15 protein-coding genes and 3 pseudogenes are annotated in these 21,562 nt (G+C 61.3%); 9 read left to right on the top strand and 9 right to left on the bottom strand.

What is annotated here, in order from left to right; genetic code table 11:
* Positions 1 to 171: 171 nt before the first annotated feature.
* Positions 172 to 363 (bottom strand): hypothetical protein, encoded by a 192-nt coding sequence (locus tag BES08_RS28225; protein WP_069710022.1) that lies wholly within the window; start codon positions 361 to 363, stop codon positions 172 to 174.
* A 114-nt stretch (positions 364 to 477) separates the two neighbouring features.
* Here BES08_RS28225 and BES08_RS28220 point away from each other — a divergent pair, with 114 nt between their 5' ends.
* The 5 genes and pseudogenes from BES08_RS28220 to BES08_RS28200 all read left to right on the top strand — a co-directional run bounded on the left by BES08_RS28220 (position 478) and on the right by BES08_RS28200 (position 4,834).
* A complete protein-coding gene (locus BES08_RS28220) occupies positions 478 to 774 on the top strand; it encodes a plasmid stabilization protein (RefSeq protein WP_069710021.1) in 297 nt (98 codons plus the stop codon).
* Positions 775 to 883: 109 nt separating this feature from the next.
* Positions 884 to 1,513 (top strand): DedA family protein, encoded by a 630-nt coding sequence (locus tag BES08_RS28215; RefSeq protein ID WP_338043872.1) that lies wholly within the window; start codon positions 884 to 886, stop codon positions 1,511 to 1,513.
* Positions 1,483 to 2,007 carry an MgtC/SapB family protein gene (locus BES08_RS28210; protein ID WP_008828474.1) on the top strand — a complete coding sequence of 175 codons (525 nt, stop codon included), beginning with the start codon at positions 1,483 to 1,485 and terminating at the stop codon, positions 2,005 to 2,007. The genes BES08_RS28215 and BES08_RS28210 overlap by 31 nt, the downstream gene beginning before the upstream one ends.
* A 14-nt stretch (positions 2,008 to 2,021) precedes the next feature.
* Positions 2,022 to 3,341: a GGDEF domain-containing protein gene (locus BES08_RS34345; RefSeq protein WP_231958404.1), complete on the top strand. Its 1,320-nt coding sequence runs from the start codon at positions 2,022 to 2,024 to the stop codon at positions 3,339 to 3,341.
* Between the two features lie 152 nt (positions 3,342 to 3,493).
* A pseudogene (locus BES08_RS28200) lies at positions 3,494 to 4,834 on the top strand (IS1182 family transposase).
* 374 nt (positions 4,835 to 5,208) lie between these two features.
* Here the strand turns inward: BES08_RS28200 and BES08_RS28195 are convergent.
* The 3 genes from BES08_RS28195 to BES08_RS28185 form a co-directional block, all read right to left on the bottom strand.
* Entirely contained in the window at positions 5,209 to 6,318 is a 1,110-nt protein-coding gene (locus BES08_RS28195; RefSeq protein ID WP_083274889.1) for a TIGR03032 family protein, read from the bottom strand.
* The gene (locus BES08_RS28190; protein WP_083274888.1) at positions 6,318 to 10,658 is read right to left on the bottom strand and encodes a beta strand repeat-containing protein; all 4,341 of its coding nucleotides are present in this window, start codon (positions 10,656 to 10,658) and stop codon (positions 6,318 to 6,320) included. The genes BES08_RS28195 and BES08_RS28190 overlap by 1 nt, the downstream gene beginning before the upstream one ends.
* 693 nt (positions 10,659 to 11,351) lie before the next feature.
* Positions 11,352 to 11,690: an outer membrane protein gene (locus BES08_RS28185; protein WP_083274931.1), complete on the bottom strand. Its 339-nt coding sequence runs from the start codon at positions 11,688 to 11,690 to the stop codon at positions 11,352 to 11,354.
* Positions 11,691 to 11,778: 88 nt separating this feature from the next.
* Between BES08_RS28185 and BES08_RS28180 the strand changes: the two genes are divergently transcribed.
* From BES08_RS28180 to msrB, 4 genes and pseudogenes are all read left to right on the top strand, one after another.
* A complete protein-coding gene (locus BES08_RS28180) occupies positions 11,779 to 12,354 on the top strand; it encodes a sigma-70 family RNA polymerase sigma factor (protein ID WP_069710236.1) in 576 nt (191 codons plus the stop codon).
* A complete protein-coding gene (locus BES08_RS28175; protein ID WP_008832980.1) occupies positions 12,347 to 13,033 on the top strand; it encodes an anti-sigma factor in 687 nt (228 codons plus the stop codon). The genes BES08_RS28180 and BES08_RS28175 overlap by 8 nt, the downstream gene beginning before the upstream one ends.
* An 82-nt stretch (positions 13,034 to 13,115) precedes the next feature.
* Positions 13,116 to 13,676, top strand: coding sequence for a fasciclin domain-containing protein (locus BES08_RS28170; protein WP_008832981.1), 561 nt, complete (start codon positions 13,116 to 13,118; stop codon positions 13,674 to 13,676).
* Positions 13,677 to 13,816: 140 nt separating this feature from the next.
* Positions 13,817 to 14,259, top strand: a pseudogene (msrB, locus tag BES08_RS28165) (peptide-methionine (R)-S-oxide reductase MsrB).
* A gap of 18 nt (positions 14,260 to 14,277) precedes the next feature.
* Here the strand turns inward: msrB and BES08_RS28160 are convergent.
* The 5 genes and pseudogenes from BES08_RS28160 to BES08_RS28140 form a co-directional block, all read right to left on the bottom strand.
* The gene (locus tag BES08_RS28160; RefSeq protein ID WP_069710018.1) at positions 14,278 to 14,682 is read right to left on the bottom strand and encodes a DoxX family protein; all 405 of its coding nucleotides are present in this window, start codon (positions 14,680 to 14,682) and stop codon (positions 14,278 to 14,280) included.
* A gap of 314 nt (positions 14,683 to 14,996) precedes the next feature.
* Positions 14,997 to 15,919: pseudogene (locus BES08_RS28155) on the bottom strand (nucleotidyl transferase AbiEii/AbiGii toxin family protein).
* Positions 15,906 to 16,736, bottom strand: a complete 831-nt coding sequence (locus BES08_RS28150; protein ID WP_069710017.1) for a type IV toxin-antitoxin system AbiEi family antitoxin domain-containing protein — start codon at positions 16,734 to 16,736, stop codon at positions 15,906 to 15,908. Before BES08_RS28150 ends, BES08_RS28155 begins: the two are co-directional and overlap by 14 nt.
* A gap of 747 nt (positions 16,737 to 17,483) precedes the next feature.
* Entirely contained in the window at positions 17,484 to 19,226 is a 1,743-nt protein-coding gene (locus tag BES08_RS28145; protein WP_069710016.1) for an N-acyl-D-amino-acid deacylase family protein, read from the bottom strand.
* 114 nt (positions 19,227 to 19,340) lie between these two features.
* On the bottom strand, positions 19,341 to 21,479 hold the full coding sequence (locus BES08_RS28140) for an ATP-binding protein (protein ID WP_069710015.1): 2,139 nt from the start codon (positions 21,477 to 21,479) through the stop codon (positions 19,341 to 19,343).
* Positions 21,480 to 21,562 lie beyond the last annotated feature (83 nt).

Genomic DNA, 21,562 nt, shown 5'->3' with positions numbered 1-21,562 from the left:
ACTCTCGTTAAAATCTTCAGCAATACCGTGCATGGTGAATATCACTAAATGGCCATATGCTAATCATACACTTCGATCGAAGCATTCGGCAGCTTTTGACAGGGGCAGTCATTTACTAAGGCAGTTTTAATTGACCGGCCTTGGTCGGGACGCGATGCACCCTAAGGGCGCTCATTGCTTGTCCGGCAGATCGTCAGGTAACCTGCCGCCTGCCGCCTGCCGCCTGTCGCCGCCTCGCTCGGCCTGCGCGCGGGTCGGTTCGGGCGCCCGAGACTCGTAGATATCGGTGGTCACTGGCGCTGGACTGCGGTGCCCCTGGCCGGAGATCGTGCCGCTGAAATCGGCGGGGGCGACCTTGTGCAAAGGTCCATTTCTGACAATCAAGACATTGCGGCGAATTGATCAACACAGATCGGGACGAATTAGCAGTTGCCGCGTTCAAGGGATTGGCGGGGGCAAACGACAAGGAGACGGATCATGCCTCGCGGAGACAAGTCGAGCTACACCGACAAGCAGAAGCGCAAGGCTGAGCATATCGAAGAGGGCTACGAGGACCGTGGGGTAGGAAAAGAGGAAGCAGAAAGGCGCGCCTGGGCGACGGTCAACAAGGAGTCCGGGGGCGGAAAGAAATCTGGCTCTGGCCGCGGCAAGAAAGAAAACCATGAGAGTTCGCGCAAAGGCGGCCGCAAGGGCGGATCGAGCCAGAGCGCGGAAAAGCGCTCTGCGGCCGCACAAAAGGGCTGGGAAACCCGCCGACGCAGGGGGAATGCCTGATGTGGATCCACAAGATGATAGCGCCGCATACGGGTTTGGGTGGGTGGCATGACGCTGGGGTGTCTTCGTGATGAAATTTCAATCTTCACGATCTTCGGGATAGCGGTGTATGACGGAATGGATCTCGGCCATTGTCGAGCAGATGGGGTACTGGGGCATCGCGCTGCTCATGCTGCTTGAGAATGTCTTTCCTCCCATACCCTCTGAAGTGATCATGCCCCTGGCGGGCTACACTGCGGCTGACGGCAGCCTCAACATTATGCTTGTCGTCATATCCGGCACGATAGGGACGGTCACTGGCGCCGCCTTCTGGTGGTCGCTGGCAAGTAAATGCGGTGACCGGCGATTGAAAAAACTGGCTGACCGCCACGGGCGCTGGCTTACCTTATCGGCGAGCGATATCGATCACATCGACAACTGGTTCGATCGGCACGGCTCATGGGCAATTCCTGTTGCCCACATCATTCCTGGACTGCGCACGCTGATCTCGATTCCGGCTGGCGTGTTTGGCACCCCTTTCCCACGGTTTCTCATCTTCTACGCTGGGATCGGCTGTGTGGAACAGTCTTCTGGCTGGAGCCGGATACGTTCTGGGGAAGCAGTTCTCGGCCGTCGACCGGTACCTCGGGCCTGCTGGCCTGGGGATCATGGCGGCAGTCCTGATCTACTATATCTATCGCGTCATCACGTTCCGGCCGAGTACGAAAGATGCTTGAAGACGACCTGCCCACGACCCTGATGAGGCTCGGTCTTGCGACGGTTCTGGGCCTCGCCCTCGGCTGCGAACGCGAGCGCCGTGGGCACGATGCGGGTTTACGCACGCATGGACTTGTCGCGCTAAGTTCGGGGATGCTGACATTGTCGGCGCTGGAACTCGTCGAGCACCATGCAGAGGGTGATCCCGTTCGCGTCATACAGGGGCTTGCGCAGGCGATTGGTTTTATCGCCGGTGGCCTCATTTTCGTGCGCGGCGGAGATGTGCGCAATATGACGACCGCGGCAAGCCTGTGGATGGCTGCGGCCGTGGGGATCACTGCCGGGGCCGGTCAGTATATCCTCGTCCTGGCTGGCACAGCGCTCGCTCTCCTGCTGCTTGTCGCTGCTTCCCTTGTCGAACGCTATTTTCCAGCAAAGGAAGATACCGATAGTCAGCAAACGACGCAAATGCCGAACCGCCGCGGTGCTGCCGTTCCGCCTCCCTCGAGCAATCAGCTGAACGGAAACGACGAGTAGGCGCCAGGGGCCCGATGCAGGCCATGATGAGCCCTTGCGCGAGAAGGGCCAAATCGCGACCAGGCACAGCACGCCTGATTCTGGTCAAATCGTTAAGCCTGTTCCTGTATGATCGTTTGATGGAGAGACGATCCCCATCCCCTCGCACCCGTCCGCAGGCGACGATTTTTGGGCAGACGGCAGATGAACTGCTGCCGGAGGCCGTCTATCGCGACCTTCTCGCACCGCTCTTCGCGATGGCGACCCCAATCCTGGGATTTGGCATTCTCTACGCCGTCGTAGGAACACTGGTCCTGGTGAACTGGCACAGCGGGCCGGTTCTTGCGCTGGTACTTTGCTCCAGCATCGTGACCGCAGTTCGCCTTGTGATCATTCGCGCATATCACCGAGCAGGGGGGCTGACTCAGGACATTCCCGCGCTTCGGCGGTGGGAGAAGCGCTACACATGGGCAACATGTGCCTGTGCCGGCCTGATAGCGAGCCTCAATCTGGTGGCGCTCGCAGCGCCCCATCCCCTCGTCCACCTGGCCACCGTCAGCCTGATCTTCACCTTTGGCGCCGGGATCGTGTCGCGCAATGCGGGCCGACCCAGGCTCTGCTGGCTTGGCCAGACGATCACGGTTGTCCCGGTGTCGTTGGGAATGCTCGTGTACGCGACGCGGATCGGTGCTCAGACCGTGACCGGGCAGTTCTTCATACTTGAGGCCATTCTGCTTCTCGTCGTGGCGGCGATGAGCATCGAATCCGTCCGACATCTTTATCAGTCTGCGCTCGAGCATCTGACGACCAAGCATGACCTTGGAAATCTGGCGCGATACGATCCACTCACCGGTCTTGCCAACCGGTTGCTGGTGCGTGAATCCTTTTTCAAACAGGCGCAAACGTGCCGGATCGATCAGCAGATCGCCATTCACTATCTCGATCTGGACGGCTTCAAGGCCATCAACGACCAGTTCGGGCATCCGGTCGGAGACAGACTGCTGGTCGAAGTCGCCACGCGATTGGGCGCTGCAGTGAGAGGCGATGACGTTGTCGGCCGCCTTGGTGGCGATGAATTCGTGGTCCTTCAACCCGGCGTGCTGCATGCGGACCAGGCCGAGCTTCTTGCGCGCCGCATTATCCGCCAACTTTCCGAAAGCTACCGCATCGACGATACGGAGATGGAGATTTCCGCCAGCGTCGGGATTTCACTATCGCCTGTTCATGGTCTGGACCTCGACAGGCTTCTGCAATGCGCCGACGCCGCGCTGTACCGTTCCAAGAGGAAGGGCAAAGCACAGGTTCATTTCTGTGAGGACTCACCGCCTTCCGGCAGGGGCAGGGCAGTCGCGTAGGTCGTGAACCTGAATGGCGGGCGTTGGTCGAAATAGCCTAATCTGGCAGGTCGCGGAATCGATCTACGTATTTTTGCACACTTCTAAAATTCTGCGTTCGGAAATTATTCTGCGGCCATAAGGCACTTTTTGAGGGAGAGGATTCGTGCTCGCTGGATGATTACGTCAGCGAACATAACCCGATCAGGGTGGTCGAAGCCTTTATCAATGAGCTTGATCTGACGGCTTGAGGGCTTGAAGGCATGACCCCGGCATTGACAGGGCGACCCGCTTATCATCCATCGACCATGCCGAATATCGATTTGTAGGGCTATCTCAATAGCACCCAGTCGAGCCGACGGCTCGAACGGGAAGCAGGCCGCAATATCGAGTTGATGTGGCTGACGGGTCGGCAGGCGCCAGAGTTCAAGACGATTGCCAATTTCCCGCGTGACAACGGTGCTGCCATTCGTGCGGTATGCGGGCAGTTCGCGATGCTCTGCCGCAGCATGGGCCTGTTCAGCGGCGCCATGGTTGCGGTGGATGGCAGCAAGTTTAAGGCAGTGAACAACCGGGATCGCAACTTCACGGCGCATAAGGGGGCCGCGCGCATCGAACAGGTCCAGGCCAGCATAGATCGCTATCTGGTCGCGCTCGACCAGGCCGATCGTGGGGACAGTGACGTGCCCGAGATGCGGGCTGACAAGATCCGCGAGAAGGTCGCCGGGCTACGCCGTCAGATGCAATATCTGAAAGACATGACCGCGCAGGTAGAGGCTGCCCTCGACAATCAGATATCCCTCACCGATCTCGATGCTCGGTCCATGGCCACGACCGGCCGTGGCACGGGTGTTGTCGGCTACACTGTACGGGCGGCGGTAGATACCGAGCATCATCTCATCATTGCGCATGAGGTAGCGAACGAAGGCTCCGATCGTGCCCAGCTTGTTCCCATGGGCCGCGTTGCCCTGTACGCCGCTGGCACCCCGGATCTCACGGTGCTTGCAGACAGGGGCTATTACAGCCGTGACCAGATACTGGAATGCCAAAGCACGGGTGTGCTCCCCTGCGTTCCCAAGGTCGATACATCAGGCCGGTCGAAGCTGGGTCTCTTTGCAAGGCCGGACTGCGTCTATGACGTTGTCCATGGTTGCTACCGCTGTCCTGCCGGAGCCCATCTAACGCGAAGCAAGGTCCGTTCGGATCGAGAAGGTGAGATCGGCCACTACCGCAACCTTGCCGCCTGCCATTCCTGTCAGCTCAGGCCGCGCTGTACGCCGGAAAAGGTGAAGCGGGTCAAGCGATGGGCGCATGAGGCGATACTGGATGAGATGCAAATGCGCCTCAATCAGTTGCCGGATGCCATGGGCATTAGGCGACAGACGGTCGAACATGTCTTCGGCACGCTCAAAGCCTGGATGGGCAGTACGCCCTTCCTCACCAGGACCCTGAAAAATGTCAGAAAAGAGATGAGCCTCAGCGTTCTGGCCTACAATATGAAGCGTTTGATTTAGATGATTGGCGTCCCGATGAAGATCCAGGTAATCCGGGCCTGATCGCATCATGCCGCCGCGTCGCTACCCCCATCTGCACGCCGCAGCGAAACCGCGTTTTTACACAGCCTCGGTCGGTAGTCGCCGATCTCGGCTGTCGACTCAACTATTGCAAGAGTCTCCAGGCGGAGTTTTCCCGGCAGACTTCACGATGCCTTCTGCTGAATATACCGCTCGTACCAGCCAAATGCGATGGATATAAAAATGGACTATCGCGATATAGCGTCTGTAATTCCACCAACATATATCGTCACAGTGTTAGTGCGCACTTTATTGTAATAAAATTAATTCGCGACTTTTCCTTGATGTAATTAAAATGAGAATGGCTAGTTAAACTAATTAAAAGTTATAGAGGTAAGCAATTCCTCTGATCCGACTCCAAGGGACATAGGAGCTGCAATCGAAGGCAGGGCTGTGACGTCAAAAAGTTCTGTAATGTCGCCTTCCAAACGAAACCATTCGACCAGTCCCCCGGTAGACAGATCAATGATCATCACTCCGCACCACGCAGCCAGCCCGCGTGCGTGAAGTTCGGCGTCGAGCGGCAATCCCGCAAACGTTCCATACCGGGGTTTGGAGACTGTAACAAACGCAAGACCGGCGTAAATCTCGAGCCCGCGCATAAAACCGGGAACGAAGGCAAGGTCCTTGCTCGTTCCTTTGATGGGATCGACTTCAACGATATAGCCGCGACCTGAATCGAGCAGGTACACCATGTCTCCGACGGTTCTGGGAGAGTGCGGCATCGAGAACCCTTCGGCAACGATATTTCCGGTCCTGACGTCGATGAGAAGCCCGCCGTCCACGCGATGCTTGCGCCACTGGCCTGGCTCATCGGTGCCCGCGATCGTAGTCACATATGCCGGCGCGCCATCGAGCATGGCAATTCCGTTGAGGTGGCAGCGGTCGCCGGGGGCGAGTTCGGATATGAAGTCGGGTCTCCACAAGGCACGAAAACTGTGCACGGGATCGAGCGTGGCAAGACATGAGAAACTCGTATTCGCGAAAACCACCTGTCCCGCGGAATCGATCGCCAGTTCGTGAACATCGAGATCGCCGGTAGTGTGGGCACTTCGCGGAATGAATACCGCATCGAAGCGGTCGTTGCCGACCTGACCGGGCCGGAGCATGTTTTCCAGACGCCAGATCTGGAACTTGCTCGCGAGGTAAAGGCTCCCCCTATCCCAGCAAAGTCCCATGGCTTGCGAATAATTTTGTTGATTCAACGATATGCTGCCATCGGGCATCAATCCTACCAGAAACAGTTGCCCGGTCTGGTAGGACGTGAAGCCGAACGAGATGCTGTGCCGTTGCAGCCATTCAGGGAGCCCCGGCGACACGATGAATTCAACTTTGGGGGGCGTGGCCCCTGGATTTTCGGCATGGGCCACCGCACACGGTCCTTGAAAGGGATTGCGCAGGTTATGCGCAATCCCTGTATTCATCAGAAGCGAATTCGAAGACCGGCGCGGCCACCGGCGCCTTCGATATCGGAACGCGCAGCGCTGTTGTCGCTGAAGGACTTGATGTAAGTTCCCTCGATGAACCCGCTGACACCGCCGACCTGGGCGATTTCGACGCCCAGCTTGGCCTCGCCGTAATCACCCACACGGTTGTTGCGATAGGTAAGAGTCTGGCCTCCGCTCACGAAAGTGACACTATCACGGCCCTTGAATTCGTGAACGTAGTTGCCGCCGGCATAGATCGATGCCTTCGCCCCGAACATGTCGATCTGCGTGCCAAGACGTGCACCGGCACGCCCGCGCAGGCCATCGGCATCATTGAAGTCGACAGCAACACCCTGCGAGGCAAAGCTGTCGAAGTCGGACTTGACGTAGGACACGCTCACCGCCGGTTCGGCGAAGAAGCTGTCGTTACCGAAGCGCAGCCCCGCCTCGACCCTGCCGCCGTAAGCGTCGCCCTTGGACTTGTCGCGGAAACCGCCGCCGGTGCTGCGCGCATCGGCCCAGTAATAATCATACTTGGCCAGACCATTGATAAAGACGTTGCCGGTAGTGAAGCTGCCGTAGACGCCGGCATTGACAACATCGAAGCTGACCCGATCAGCGGAACCATCGAATTGCATCGACGAAGAGATGTAGCCGCCGGTCAAGCCGAAGGCGAAACCGCCACGCTCGCCGCTTCCCCCGCCGATGTCGAGACCGACCTGCCCACCGAAGTAGTCCTGCTTGTAGCCGGTGTTAACGGCGCGGGTTGCGCCGAACGCAGTGAAGTTGCCACCATTGTCCCGGTCTTCGACGGAGCCATGCATCTGGACCCAGATCTTGCCAGTGGTTTCACCCTCGCCTTCGGCCCAGAGCTGGTCACGGCGAGCCTGCAGCTGTGCGCTGACGACATCCGCCGACTTCAGCCAGAGGCTGCGAACGCCCTCTACATAGTTCAGGGTGCGCAAGGCCGCATCGCTTGGTCCACCTACAAGGCTGTAGGAGAAGTCGGTTGGGTTGTAAACGACATCGTAGCGAACGAGACCAGCGTCCATCCCGCCGCCGACACCGCCGAGGTTGAAGGCGTTGGCTGAAGACGCAGCGCCAGCCTGAACGACGACCGTACCAGGATTGAACAGAGACTCGGTTCCGGTCTGACGCAGAAGGATGGTGGTGCTGCCCGTTGCGCCAGCGCCGAGGACCAGACGGTCCGACGCACCGGTGCCCAGATTTGCGTCCAGACCGAGCTGCGAAGCGCCGGAGCCCGTGAAGGTACCCGGAACAACCAGCCTGTCGCCCGTGACACCATTGCGCAGATCAACGAGACCGGAGTTGTTGAACTGCTCCAGCCCGGTCAGCGTCACCGTCCCTGCGGTGGTACGCCCACTGGAGAGTGCGACCGTGCCGGTGTTGTTGAACACGTCGCTGCCGGCGCCGAAGTCGGGGTTTTCAGCCAGGACGAAACGACCGCTGTTGTTCACGACGTCATTGCCTGCGGTGAGCAGGATGTCGCTTTGCAGCGTGCCGCTGTTGTTAATGGTCGCGGGCCCGCCGGTGACGGCGATCGTGTAGCCATTCTGCGCTGCGCCCAGCACACCGGCGTTATTGATCGTGGTTCCGTTGACAGAGTTCGCGGTGATCAGATTGCCATTGGTCGACGCGATCGTGCCGGTGGCGGTCACGGTGACATTAGCCCTGTCACCAGCGGTGACGAAGACGGCATCGGCTCCGGCTCCGGTGGTCGATACTGCGCCGCGCACGGTCGCAGATGCATCGCCGGTGGCCGTAACATTGACGGCCCGCGAAGTTGCGCCCGTGGACGCGACGTTGCGGACGTCCGCGTTGGCATTGCCGTCGGTGGCGATGACGGTGACGGCGTCGGCAGGACCGCCGTAAAGGGCCTGGCCGGCCATCGCGGCCGTGCCGGTGACGACGACGCTGGCGTTCGCACCTTGCGCATAGATCGCGCTGCGGCTGGTCGCGGTGTCAGCCGCATCGGCTGCGACAGTCGACACGTTGTTGGCCGAGATCGCAACGTCGCCGGTTGCCGAAGTGGCGTAGATGCCGAAGCCGCCGCGACCCGTGGAGGCGACATCGCCGGTGGTCGTCACGTTCACAGCGCCGGTATCGGAATAGCCGTAGATCGCCGAGGAGACAGCACCAGTCGCGGTGACATCGCCGCCGGTGATGTTGACGTCCCCGCCGCTCGAGCCCGCGATCACACCCGTCGAGAAGGTGCCCGAGGTCGAGACCGCGTCGAAGTCGACGGTGCTGCCGCCTTCGCCCGAAATCGCCTGAATGCCGGTGGCATTGAAGCCGGTGGTGGCAACGGTGGTTGCCGAGACCGCGGCGCTTCCGTTACGCGCGGTGGCGTAGATGCCCTGCGCGCCATCGCCGGCGGTGTCGACCGCACCGGTGGTGGTGACGGTGACATTGCCGGTGTCGCTGTTGGCGGCAACGGCAATGGCATTGCTGCCGGTCGTGGTGACCGGACCGGTGGTGACGATCACGTCGCCTGCGGCCGCACTCGCATTCACGCCGCGTGCGCCGAGCCCCGCGGTGTTGATCGACCCGGAGGTCACAGAGACATTTCCAGTTCCCGCAGCGGTCGCGGTGATGCCGGTGGAATTGGGCAGGAAGAAGAAGCTGCTGCCATCCACGCCGGTGGTCGTCACATTGCCGGTCGCGACCGTGACGTCACCGTCGATGCCGCCGATCGCACGCACGCCGCCCGCGAGCGAACCGGAGGTCGACACGTCACCGATCGTCACCGAGACGGGGCCGGTGGCGCTGAGCGCATCCACGGCATTCGCGTTTGCGCCGCTGGTCGTGACGGTCCCTGAGCCGGTTACAATGACGCCCTGATCGCCGCGAGCATAGAGCCCGAAGCTGTCGTCCCCCGTGGTCGATACGGCGCCATCGACGTTGATCATAGCCATGCCGCCGGTCGCGGAGACATTCACAGCGTCGCTGCCGGTTCCGGTGGAAGTGACGTTGTTGACGTCCGCGCTGGCATTGCCGCCCGTGGCGATGACGGTGACGGCGTCAGCAGGACCGCCGTAAAGGGCCTGGCCGGCCATCGCGGCCGTGCCGGTGACGACGACGCTGGCGTTCGCACCTTGCGCGTAGATCGCGCTGCGGCTGGTCGCGGTGTCAGCCGCATCGACTGCGACAGTCGACACGTTGTTGGCCGAGATCGCAACGTCGCCGGTTGCCGAAGTGGCGTAAATGCCGAAGCCGCCGCGACCCGTGGAGGCGACATCGCCGGTGGTCGTCACGTTCACAGCGCCGGTATCGGAATAGCCGTAGATCGCCGAGGAGACAGCACCAGTCGCGGTGACATCGCCGCCGGTGATGTTGACGTCCCCGCCGTTCGAGCCCGCGATCACACCCGTGGAGAAGGTGCCCGAGGTCGAGACCGCGTCGAAGTCGACGGTGCTGCCGCCTTCGCCCGAAATCGCCTGAATGTCGGTGGCATTGAAGCCGGTGGTGGCAACGGTGGTTGCCGAGACCGCGGCGCTTCCGTTACGCGCGGTGGCGTAGATGCCCTGCGCGCCATCGCCGGCGGTGTCGACCGCACCGGTGGTGGTGACGGTGACATTGCCGGTGTCGCTGTTGGCGGCAACGGCAATGGCATTGCTGCCGGTCGTGGTGACCGGACCGGTGGTGACGATCACGTCGCCTGCGGCCGCACTCGCATTCACGCCGCGTGCGCCGAGCCCCGCGGTGTTGATCGACCCGGAGGTCACAGAGACATTTCCAGTTCCCGCAGCGGTCGCGGTGATGCCGGTGGAATTGGGCAGGAAGAAGAAGCTGCTGCCGTCCAGACCGGTGGTCGTCACATTGCCGGTCGCGACCGTGACGTCACCGTCGATGCCGCCGATCGCACGCACGCCGCCCGCGAGCGAACCGGAGGTCGACACGTCACCGATCGTCACCGAAACCGGGCCGCCGATGCTCGTGAGTTCGACCGCGTTTGCATTCGCGCCCGAAGTGGCGACCGTAGCGGTGCCCCCGCTAAGGGTAATCGCTTCGGTTCCCGAGGTGTTGATGAATACGCCGCGGGTTCCATTGCCGCTAGTCGCAATAGAAACGTCGTCATCCAGCTGCACGACCAGGCCATCAGCTTGAGCAGGGTAGGAAATGCCAGAGGCGTAGAGGCTCCCCGCCGCGCAGACCACAGTGCCGCCACCTGCGCCAGGGATTCCGCACTCGTTGTCCGCAAGTGCCGGGGAAGAAAAACCGACCAGACCCATTGCGATGGGTGCCAGCGCGCTGCCGAGCTTAAGCCGAGCGCCGACGGACGCTGACGCGCCGCGTCGTGAAACTATCGATTTCATATGTTCTCCCTAGGCGAAACCTTTTGTCGCATCTCGAGACTGTTGCGCGGTTCCGCCGACGCCCAGCACCACTCGCCCGATTTTTCGGCCAAGCAATCCTGATACCTTGGACAAGGGTTTTCGATCCCAAGCTCACTGAAAATAAATAAATATTTCGTTTGAAACTAAAACTTGACGGCGATGTTCGCGAGCGATTTGGGTGTCGAGCATATGCCGTGGATATTTATGCGCTCGGCAAGGAGACAGCGCATGTTCAGCATGAGCCAGAGTTTGACGAGCCATCGACGCTCGGGTCTTGCTTTAAGCGTACCGCTCGGCCCAGATTATGACTCTATGGGTGCAGTAACCTGGCGTTGACCCCTGGCAAAACACCTTCTCGGACTCGCAGCGGCAATTTTTCAATCTCCAGTCCCAGAGTAGTAGCCTTCCATTTTCTGAACGCCGAACCGGCCGATAAGAAACTCCGGGTTCCGAGCCCTGACCAGGCTGACGCCAGCGTTCGCCTCATCAAGCCCTTAAGGGAGATGCTGGACTTCCTGATTGGGACTACATCCTGTGAATAGCCGCGAGCACCGCGCTCCATTCGAGCAATTTGGATTGAAACTGTTCCGCTGAGAATGCGTAGCGCGGTTACCAATGAGGGCAACTGCAAGGTGGTGCAGGATGTTCGAAGCTGCCCTCAGGTCAGCGCGATCAGAAGCGGAAGCTGCTGGTCGCCATGACGCTCTGAGTGTCGAACTTGTCGCCGCGATTGATGCTGGCTCCGCCCGAAGGGGTGATGCGGAAGGGATTGGTCGCAGGCGCCGTTCCGGCACCGACATCGACACGGTAATCGCCGGCATTATAGCGGGTGTAGAGGTAGCGCGCACCGATCGAGAGTTTCTTCGCGACCTTGACTTCAACGCCGCCGCCGACGTTCCAGCCCCAGGCATCTTCCTTACGGTTGACCTCGGTACAGATGTTCGCCCCGTTGCTGGTCGCGAAGCTGTTGCTCACCTTGGCGGAGGACAGGCCGCCCGTCACATAGGGCATGATGCCGCTGCGCGTTGTCACGCCGAGCCGGGCACAAGTTGTGCAAAGGATCGTTGATGCTTCGGCGAAGCAGGGACGAGACCGGCGAATGCAAGAAGCGAGTTTTGCCTCACGGTCGGAAAACCGGGCACTTTTGGTCTCGGCGATCCATCTTGCCGCCAGCGGCGATGCGGCCGGATTGCGCAATGTCTATGACCTTACCTCCGCCAAGTTGTTCGGTATTTGCCTTCGCATCTGCGCGGACCGGGAAGCGGCGGAGGATGTGCTACAGGATGTCTACGTGAAGGTCTGGAGACGGGCTGCGTCGTTCGACGCCTCTCGGGCCAGTCCCGTAAGTTGGCTCGCCGCGATCGCGCGCAACGCCGCTGTCGACTGGCGCCGGGCCGAACATCGCCATGACGCCATCCCCGATGAAGCGATGGCCGAAATCGCGGACGATGCGCCGCTCGCCGACACGCTGATGGAAGGGGATGAGGAGAGACTCAGGCTACTCGTCTGCCTCGAAGGCCTTCCCAGCGAGCAGTCCGGCGCCATCCGCAGCGCGTTCCTTCAGGGCCTTACCTACCAGCAGTTGGCGGACCGCAGCGATACGCCGCTCGGCACGGTCAAGAGCTGGATCCGGCGCGGCATGCTCAGGCTTAAAGATTGCCTGGGCCATGGTTGACGCAGCTGAGGAACAGGATCGCGGTGCTCTCGCCGCTGAACTCGCGCTGGGGCTGCTGGAAGGAGCCGAGCGAGCGCAGGCCTTGCGCTTGTGCCTATCCGATCCGGTCTTTGCACGGGAGGTGGAAGGATGGACCACAAGGCTGTCGCCCTTGCTCGATGCTCTCCCGCCCGTCCTGCCTTCGTCCCGGGTCTGGCATACGGTAGCGGCGCGCATCGGAGCCGCCCCGGAGGCGCCAAGCCCGAACCGACTGCATGCCTGGCGAGCGGGTGCGCTGATGTCTGGAGCCATCGCGGCAGCGCTCGCCCTATTCGTTGTACTGCGCCCGGTCGAGCCGACTGCACGCATGCCAATGGCGGTCTCGCAGTTAAAGGGGACCAATGAGGCGCAAGTTCTCGCCATCAGCTACGACCCGCACAATGGCATCCTGCAGGTCGGCTCGCAGGCGGAGCCCGGCGACGGCAAGCACGCCGAGCTATGGGTCATCCCGCAGGACGGCGTCCCGCGCTCGCTGGGAATGATGGCGCACCAAGGAGGCGCCATTCCCGTCGATCCCGCAATGCGCCCGCTTATTGCTGCGGGAGCGACGCTGGCCGTTACCATGGAAGATCCCGCCACCGCGCCCCATGCCGCGCCGAGCAGCCTGCCGGTGATGACAGGAAAAATCTCGATGATCTGATTTCTCCTGCATCCGGACCAGCGTGCGCTCCGTATCTTCGGGGCATTCCATCCAAAGGAGTGCGCGAAAGAGGATCCCTGACATGCAAGCAGTAACCCGCAAGTTCGCCTCCGGCCTGGCCGCCGCCCTGTTGCTCAGCGGCGGCGTAGCCATTGCGGCCAAGAACCCGATGGTGGGCGGTGCCGCGATGTATTCGACCAAGGACATCGTCGACAACGCCGTCAACTCCAGGGACCACACCACCCTCGTCGCCGCGGTTAAGGCTGCTGGGCTCGTCGATACGTTGAAGGGCCCCGGTCCGTTCACCGTCTTCGCGCCCACCAACGCCGCTTTCGCCAAGCTGCCCAAGGGCACCGTGGATTCGCTGCTCAAGCCTGAAAACAAGGCGACGCTCACGAAAGTGCTGACCTACCATGTTGTCGCGGGCCGCATGACCGCCGCCGAAATCGCCGCCAATGCCAAGGCCCATGGCGGCAAGGCCACGCTGACGACGGTAGAGGGCGAGAAGCTGACCGCCTGGAAGGACAAGACCGGAGCCTGGTGGCTGACCGACGCCAAGGGCGGCAAGGCGAAGATCACCATCGCCAACGTCATGCAGTCGAACGGTGTCATCCACGTGGTCGACACCGTGCTGATGCCCTGACCCAGATATGAAAGAGGCATGGGGTGTTTGGGCCGTTGGCCCGCATCCCCATGCCTGGCCTGTATACTTCCAAGCAACAGGATTTTCGAGGTCATGACTTCGAGCTTTTTTCCCTGGACCGCCGCGACTTCACGTCGGCGATGATCGTTGCAGGCGCGATTGCACTGACGGGTAGACCAGCTGTCGCCGCTCCGGCAGCAAGTCTTCGCCTGCCAGACGCGGAATGGCGCCGACGACTATCCCCTCAGGCCTATGCGGTGCTGCGACAGGGAAGTACCGAGCGCCCCTATTCGAGCCCGTTCCTCAAGGAACACCGCAAGGGTCGCTTTCTTTGCGCGGGCTGCGACCTGCCCTTGTTTTCGTCCACTACCAAGTTCGATAGCGGAACGGGGTGGCCCAGTTTCTGGAACCATTTCCCGAGCGCCCTGAAGATCGTTGCCGATCGCTCCATGGGCATGGTTCGCAGGGAGGTGCGTTGCGCCCGCTGCGACGGGCACCTCGGCCACGTCTTCGACGACGGCCCCCCCCAACCGGCCTACGTTACTGCATGAATGGTGCTGCGCTGGCATTCCGGCCCGCCTGACGCGCGCCACCGGGATGCTCAGGTGCGCGGCCGGAAAGGCCAGGTCGTGACGCTTGTCGCCCATAACGGCCACAAGATAAGCACCGGCTGTAAGGCAAGGCGTGGTAAGTGGTAGGCCAGTCCCAGTCCGTGGCCCGGCTTCGCAAGGTCGAGCAGCATGTGATGGACATTCGCCGGCCAGACGCACAGGGCGTAAGCGGCGAGCCCCCACGCCGCAGCAGCGCGAAGCCGAGGCTTCCAAGGCTGTCCGATTCCCGCGGCACCGGCGATCTCGGCAAGACCGGTCAGCATGACGACTAAGGCAGGCGCAGGAACCCAATCCGGGACGATGGCGACGAATGGTGCCGGGATGATCAAATGTAGCGTGCCAGCTACGGCATAGAGTATCGCCAGCACTGCACAGGAATATCTACGGACTCTCATGCGTGCAGGATCGTACAAGCCACGCAATTAGTCATGAGTGACGTTGTCCCGACGTCTCATCGGATAGCTGCGTGGCAGCCGCTCCCGCACCCGACGCATTTCGGACCCTCAGCGCCGGATTTCGACGCCTAGGTCCGGACCGGCTGCTATCCCGGCAGGTTTCGACCAGACCTGGCAATTCCTTGCCCCGCGTCAGAATGGCCGCTCTTGTGCCTAAAGTAGCGCAAGACTCTGATTTTGATCCTGCGCGTGCCTGGCGACCAGCTTGGCCGCGGGAGAAGTCTGCGAGGTTCCTGTCTGGTAAAGGCGATAGTTCATCCGTCAGCTGCGAATATGGCCTCAAGGCGCTCGATGAGACCTGCCCTGCGCTCGGCGGGAAGCTTGGCAAGGTTCTGCTGCCTCCACCTTACGGCGGGCAGATCGGCGGCTCGGGGCAGGCCAAGCAGATCCCAATCCGGCTCACCGCGCTTAAAGCCAAGCAGGAACCGGCGATGCTCGGCGGGCATGTCCGTGACCATGAGCCGCACCAGCCTTTCGCGCGCCTCGATCAGCTCACCCAGCGGCACAGGCTCCTGGGTCATGCCCTCGAACCCGCGCGCAAACTCCTCCTCGAGATCTTTTCGCGTTGGCGCAAGGATGTCCGCCATCGGCCGGTTGTGGCTCAGGATGTAGACGACGAACGCTCGGCGAAGCTCGTCACTGATACCTTCGTTGACCAGCAAATCCCGCACATCGAAGAGGTCACGTGGATGCTGGCGGTCGAGTGCGGCGACGATTTTGCCTGCATAGAGATCGGCGAACGAGACCACGGCGATCCGCGCATAACCGAATGTGTCTTCCACGACCGCCGAGACGTCCGTTTCGACAGGCTCGTAGACGGCCCCGCGCAGCACCGGTGTCACCTCGATCTTGATCTGCGTGGTGCCATCGCAAACGACCAGCCTTGTGACGATGCCTTCCTTCTGGAGCCGACTTCGCGCCACATGGACCCCGGGGATGGCAGTTTCGATCCGTTGCGCGATCCTTTCCATGTCGGCGTCAATGGCGGCCAGCGAGACCTCGCGGTCCGCCACGGGGAGGTAGGTCAGGTCGATATCGACTGACAGGCGCGGCATGTCTCTCACGAACAAATTGATCGCGGTGCCCCCCTGAGGGCGAAGTCGGGTTCGGCAGCCACGAAAGGGATCGTGCGCAGCAGCAGCGCTACCTGATTGTGGTAGTCTTCAAGAAAGGCCATCGAGCTCTTCCGGAACAGTGATGAGGTAAGTGGGATCCAGCTTGCCGCCTTTCACGAGCACGCGCTTGCCGGTACCAAGGTCCACGGCCGAGCGGTCCAGCCGCTCAAGCCAGGCATGGCGATGGCGGTCGGCGAAGTAGAAGAACAGTCGCTTCACCTTGATGCTGGTGCAGGATGCCAGCTGGACCTGCAGGCTGCGGGGACTGAAATTCGCCAGGCCCTCCATCAGCATGTCGACCTGGTGGAAGGTTTCGCGGCCCGGCAGCTCGTCGAGAAGCTGGAACAGGGCCCGTTCGGCGCTGGCGAGGCGCAGGCCCCATTTGGCGGTTCCGTCACTGATCAGAAAACCGTCCGGCAGGACGGGAAGCGGCTCACCGCTCGTACCGCTCTGTGCGTCATCGGATTGCGTGACGACCGGATCATCAGGAAACAGCCGCCGGCTGTTGTGCCAGACAAACTCCACCTCGAGGGGCAAGGCGGCAAGCCAGCCGGGTGGCCTTTGCGCGCCATAGAGATGAACCTCCCTGCGCCGCCCCAGGTAGTGGCCATACCCCAGTTCCTCCAGCGCGCTTCGCCCGCCCACGGTCAGGTCGCTCTCGAGGAAGGTCTGGAGGGATATGATGGCCTCGCGCCAGCCGATCGGGCTGTTTCCGCGGCGATATACGCGCGGAGCCGGCTGATTGAGCCATCCCGCCTTGACGTACTGGCTGCGAAGCGAGGAGGAGTAGCCGCGACGCTCCAGCCAGGCCGCATCGACAAGTGCGCCATCCGGAAGTTGCTGGAGCCGGTTCAGCTTTCCTCGATTTTCGGTAGCCATACTAAGCATTATACCGATAATTCAAACCAAAGAGAAGTTTGAAAATCTCTGTAAAACTGTAGCATGACTTAGCATAGTGACACGACTTCAAACCTGGAGTTCGAAAGCAGTGCGCCTTTGCTGGTACCACCAGTAGCTATGCAGCGACAACACCCAGCAATCCTTTCCAGGCTTCGGGGCCAACCTGATCCGTGACGAACCACCGCTACGGATGTCAGACCTCGTTTCTGAATGCAGAATTTCCAGATGGTCCAGGTGAAGTGCGATCATGAGGGCAACACTTGGCAGATCACAGAGGCGTGGAACAAGAATGAATACGGCCGGTGATGCGGTACTTCGCCGACGAGCAGTTGGTGAGCGAATCCGCCCCTGCCGGGACGTGGGCTGAGCCAATCCGCTTGATGGGACGCACCGGCTTTTCGGCGAGTGCGCCGTCCAAATAGGAAGGTTCCGTCCGCCGAAGACCCACCGTGCGGCGGCCCATGCCGACCGCGAAGACGACCCTGAACCCGGCATACGGTCAGCTCAAAATCTGCTTGCCAAAAGAGCTGCGATTAGACGCCCCCATCAGCTTTTTTCAGGGCAAATGCTCCGAAGCGGACCGAGGAAAATGTCCCAACACTTGTCCTCCAAAGCTGACTTCCATGACATCGCCAACGTCAGATTCTGTATTTCACGCTCTCGATACCGGACCGAGGACAAGGCCCCCATCCTCAACACATGGCAGCGGAAGATCTCTCATCGGCCTCAGATCTTCGGCACCTCGACCTTCGGCGCACGGTGCCTTAACAGCCGACCGGGCATCTCGCCCGTTGCCTGATCGTGTTCCCGTGTGATCGTGCCGTTTACCATCGTCAGGCGATAACCGCGCACATCCTGCAGCAGGCGGCTCGCGCCCTGCGGCAGGTCATCGACAATGGTTGGTTTACCTAATGCGAGGTTCTCGAAATCGATTATGTTTAGGTCCGCACGCATTCCTGGCTCCAGCGTGCCGCGATCGAGGATGCCGATCGAGCGCGCAGTGTCACGTGTCATCATCCGCACCACCTGTTCGAGCGGGATGACCGCCCCGCGTGATCGATCGCGCGCCCAGTGTGTCAGCATGAAGCTGTTCATCGAACCATCGCAGATCGTCATGACATGCGCCCCGGCATCGGAAGCGCCAAGCACGGTCGCAGGATGCTCGATCATAGGCTTCAGCTTCTCCAGCCCACCACCGACATAGTTGTTTATTGCCAGCAGCAGGCGCGGGTGGCGGCTGGTCTGGAGCATCATGTCGTAGACGTAGGATTGCGGAGTGGTCCCTGCCGCAGCGGCCAGGCCGACCACGTTGACGCTGTCGTCCGGCTCGTAATCGGCCGTCTCGCCGAGATCGAAGCAACTGCCCCAGTGCTGGTTGAGGAATGCGCCGAAGCTGCCGTCAGTATCCGTCTCGCGCAGGATGCGCGCCTTGACCTGCGATTCTGCAAGTGCGGCCAGCCATTCGTCACGCGGGAGACTGGCCTTCACCTGGCGGAAAGCCGGTCGTTCCATGAACGGATGCGTGCCGTAGAAGCTGAGCAGCGCGCCGATGCTGCGCCCGCTCACCTGCCCGAATACGCGCGAGCGGCCGCCGGTGTTGATGCGGGTCGCCCAGTCCAGCTGTTCCTGCCAGTAATCGGGGTCAAGGTTGGGCTGCAGCAACAGCATGTGCACGTCAACGCCGGTTTCGGTCACGATGTCGTCAAACAACGCCATTTCGCTGCGGATGCCCTGCGGATCCTCGCCAACGACCCCGGCAGGCGCGAATTCCATGACGCCACGGTGCCGCGCAACTACGCGGGCAAGCGCCACCAGTTCCTCGCGGTCGACCTCGAAATCGGGTGTCATGTCACCGTGAACAGTGCGATGGACTGAAGTTCGCGAACTGGATACGCCAAATGCGCCGACCCGCATGGCTTCATCAACGAGGCCAGCCATCCGCTCGATCTCGTCGACATCGGCCTTGCGGCCGGAGCCAACCTTGTCGCCAAGAACGAAAAGGCGCAGCGGTCCGTGCGGGAGATAGCATCCCACGTCGAAGCTGCGCGGCTTGGAATCCAGCACGTCGAGATATTCGGGGAAGCTGGACCAGTTCCACTCCAGCCCGGCGTGAAGTGCGCCGCCGGGGATTTCCTCCACCCCATCCATCAGATCGATCAGTCGCCCTTCGTCTCCCCGGGCGACCGGCGCGAAACCGACGCCGCAGTTACCGAGGATCGCAGTTGTGACGCCCGAACTGAACGAAGGGTCGAGCAGCATGTCCCATGTCGCCTGCCCATCGTAATGCGTGTGAATGTCGACCCAACCGGGCGTGACCAGCAGGCCCGAAGCATCAATGCTGCGATGGGCCGGGCCCGACAGATCGCCCACGGCGACGATGCGCCCGTCGGCGATGCCGACATCCCCCGTGAATCGCGGCCGTCCCGTACCATCGACGATCTCGCCCCCCTTGATGAGCAGATCGAGCATCCGTGTATCTCCCGATTATGTCGGGATGTTACGTCGCAACGCCAGCCTTGCGCCCTATGTAAAAGGATAGCCGAAGCGGTCCAATGGGCGCAGCTGATCGTTCATGTGAAGCTGTCAAGAAATGGGGATTGTCGGAGCCCCGAGCGGGTCTTCTACCACTGTCACAATGATTGGAGCGGCTTCCTTCGCCGGCATGATCTTTTCAAGCGCGATCGAGAGTTCTGCCTGCCGAAACGGCTTGCTCAATCGCGGCAGGTCCGATGCAAGGCCGATCGCGTCCGAATACCCCGAGACGATGAGGACCGGCAGCGACGGCCGGATGGCGAGAGCCGCGCGCACCAGTTCGACCCCCGTCATGTGGGGCATGAGATGGTCGCTGATCATGACACAGATGCGAGCATCGGATTTGATGAGCGCAAGCGCTTCGTGACCTGAAGCCGCTTCCAGAACCTCGAACCCGAGATCGACCAGCATGTCGGCCGTGCTCGCGCGTACGAGCGGTTCATCGTCCACGACGAGAGCCACCCCGGAACCGTGCATCTCGTGGTTCGATGAAGCGGTGATCGCCGTCTGCCTCGCACCGGTGGCCGGGAACCATAGCGCAATGGACGTACCTGATCCCGGCTCGCTTTCTATCGTGAGCGCACCGCCAAGTTGCCGGGCCAGTCCATGCGCCATCGAGAGCCCTAAGCCCGTCCCCTGTCCGATCCCCTTTGTCGAAAAGAAAGGTTCGATCGAACGCAACTGGGTGTCGGCATCCATCCCGAGGCCCGTATCCGACACGCTTACCACGACGTAGTCGCCAGGCTCGATGCCGGGTGCTGCCAAGTGATCGGTGCGTTGCAAATGAGCGGAGATGACGAGTGAGCCGCCGTCAGGCATCGCGTCGCGGGCGTTTACCGACAGGTTCAGCAGAGCCATTTCGACCTGATGCGGATCAGCGACCGCCATCGGCAACTCGGCTGCGAGATCAAGTCGAAGCTCGACTTGCGGCCCGACGGTGGTGCCGATGAGCTCCGACATCCCGATGACCAGGGCAGCCATGTCCACAGGCTCTGGATGCAGCGGCTGACGCCGCGCAAAAGCAAGAAGTCGCTGGACCAGGACGCGCGCCCTGTCGGCCGACTGCAAGGCACCGCTGATGAGGCGCTGCTCCCTTTCACTGCCAACCTGACGCCTGTGCAGCAGGTCGAGGCTGCCAATAATCGGCGTGAGCAGATTGTTGAAGTCATGCGCGACGCCGCCGGTAAGCTGGCCCATCGCTTCCAGTTTCTGCGACTGCCTTAGCGCGTCTTGCGTACGCACGAGTTCGCGCGTGCGCTCCTCGACAAGATGTTCAAGCGTTGCGGCAGAGGTCCTCAGAGCCTCTTCCATCCTCTTGCGCTCGGTGATGTCGATGGAGACACCGGACAAGCCGATTGGAGTGCCTTCATGGCGAAACGAGGGCTGTCCACGCACCCCGATCCAGCGAATGTCACCATCCGGCGCCAGCACCCGGTACTCGACATCGTACTCGCAACGCGTCGTCAGGCTCGCGGCAATGGCGGCATTGACCCACTCTCGGTCATCCGGATGGATCGCCGATTGCAGGTCCTCGTAGGTGAATGGAAGCGCCGGATCGCGTCCGAAGTTCTTTCGGCAGGCTGCGGATGCATCGAGCGTGCCCGACGCCACGTCAAACGACCACAGGCCCATGCGCCCTGCCGCCAGCATGGTGGCCTTGAGACGCGCGTCCTCCTGATTGAGGTCGAGCAACCTTGCATTTTCCACAGCGATCGCCGCAAGCCGCCCCAGGCTTTCCAGTCGGGCAATGCTTCCCTCGGGCGGAGTTCCCGTGGTGGACCAGTAGGCGCCCAGCGCAGCGACAGGGTCGGGGCGACCGATCGGCACCATAGCAAGACTGCGAACAAACGTAGGTTCATAAGCGGTCTGTGGAATGCGCGGATCCGCTCGTACATCGCTGACGATCACGGTCTCGACATGCTGCATGGACCAGCCGGAAATGCACTGGTCGGCAGGAAATCTGCGTCCACTCCACAACGGGGCGATGGCGTCTTCGGCAACGTACGAGCATTGGTCGCCGTCCTTGAGCACGACTGCGATCCCATCGGCGCCGATTGCGCCGCGCGCCGTATCACGCAGTACCTCTACGACCGCTGGCATCGACCTGGCCGAGGCCAGGCGTTCGCTGGCTTCTACGAGGAACGACTGCGATGCGTTCGATTCCAGCCAGGATGCGCGATTTTGGGTCATGGAAACCTTTCAGCCCATGCCCTTAGCATGGCAGTACGGTCATGACGATCCGGAATGAACGAGCAAGGTCTGGCATGGTACGA

The organism is Novosphingobium resinovorum (assembly GCF_001742225.1).
Lineage (GTDB): Bacteria > Pseudomonadota > Alphaproteobacteria > Sphingomonadales > Sphingomonadaceae > Novosphingobium > Novosphingobium resinovorum_A.
Note: the sequence above shows the minus strand (reverse complement) of the source record. Positions and strands in the feature narration are given on the sequence as shown.